Below are 1,353 nucleotides of genomic sequence, written 5' to 3' on the forward strand. Positions count from 1 at the left end.
GTCGAATCCGGTGCCGTGGACGGTGGCCTCGATGGTGTCGCCGGGCTCGGCGGTCCGGGCCCAGTCGCTGGCGACGCCGTCGTGCAGCGCGAACTCCAGGGCGAAGGTGCCCTTCCCGGGGTCCGGGTCGACCAGGGTGTAGGCGCGTTGGTGCGGCTTGCCGTCGGCCGGGAACCACAGGCGCACCCACATCGTCGGGTGGACACCGGTGGCCGCCAGCATCCCGCCGTCGGTGAGATGCACCCGCCGGTACGCGTCGGTGACGTCCTCGGCGCCGGTCACGGTGAACACGAAGTCCTTCGCCCGCAGCAGCCTGAGGACCGCTCCCTCCCAGCCGTGCCCCTGCCCCATGGTCCGTTCACCCTTCACGTACGATTTCCCCACCATCCGACTTAGGTAAGCCTAACTTAAAGAGGGGCGGGTTCGAGGGTGAGTATCGAGATCCACCGCGACGCCTGGGGGATCCCCCATCTCCGCGCGGGCGACGCGCGTGAACTCGCCCGCGCCCAGGGCCGGGTCACCGCCCGCGACCGTGCCTGGCAGCTGGAGGTCGAACGGCACCGCGCACAGGGCACCTCGGCCGCCTTCCTCGGCGCCGGGGCGCTGTCCTGGGACACTCTCGCGCGACGGGCCCGCCTGGACGACACCGCGAGACGGTGCTTCGCCGCGCTGGAGAGACAGGACCCGGAGACCGCCGCGTGGGTGCGGGCGTACGTCGACGGCGTGAACGAGGAACTGCCGTCCGCCTCGGCCCCCGAGTTCGCCCGCGTCGGGCTCGCTCCCGGGCGCTGGCAGCCCTGGACCCCGCTCGGCGTCTGGCTCGGCACCCACATCCTGTTCGCCGGCTTCCCGGCCAAGCTCTGGCGGGACGAGGCGATACGGCACCTGGGTCCGGAGGCGGTCGGTCTCTTCGCCGCGGACGGGCCGGACACCTCCGGCAGCAACGGCTGGCTGGTCGCCGGCGCCCGCACCACCACCGGCCACGCCGTGCTCGCGGGCGACCCCCACCGCTACATCGAGGATCCCGGCGTCTACCAGCAGATCCGCCTGGCCTGCCCCGAGTTCGACGTCATCGGCCTCGCCGTCCCGGGCGTCCCCGGCATCGCCCACTTCGGCCACACCGGGACGGTCGCCTGGTCCATCACCAACGCCATGGCCGACTACCAGGACCTCTACCGCGAACGACTGCGCCGCACGGGTGCCGGGGTGGAGGCGCTAGGCCCGGACGGCACCTGGCACCGCGCCGCCCGGCACACCGAGACCGTCGAGGTGGCCGGCGAGGCCCCCGTCGAGATCGAGGTGATCGAGACGGACCGGGGCCCGGTGGTGGCGGGCGGCCCGGAAGGGCTGGAG

2 protein-coding genes are annotated in these 1,353 nt (G+C 73.2%); one reads left to right on the forward strand and one right to left on the reverse strand.

The genetic code is table 11. The features are described from left to right. Nucleotides 1-351: siderophore-interacting protein (locus tag EHS43_RS44645; RefSeq protein WP_185806680.1), on the reverse strand; the 351-nt coding region annotated here is incomplete at its 3' end. Nucleotides 352-429: 78 nt separating this feature from the next. Here EHS43_RS44645 and EHS43_RS44650 point away from each other — a divergent pair. Further along, a partial coding sequence (locus tag EHS43_RS44650) for a penicillin acylase family protein (protein ID WP_148104349.1) occupies nucleotides 430-1,353 on the forward strand: 924 nt, incomplete at its 3' end.

It is taken from the genome of Streptomyces sp. RP5T, assembly GCF_003933965.1.
GTDB lineage: Bacteria > Actinomycetota > Actinomycetes > Streptomycetales > Streptomycetaceae > Streptomyces.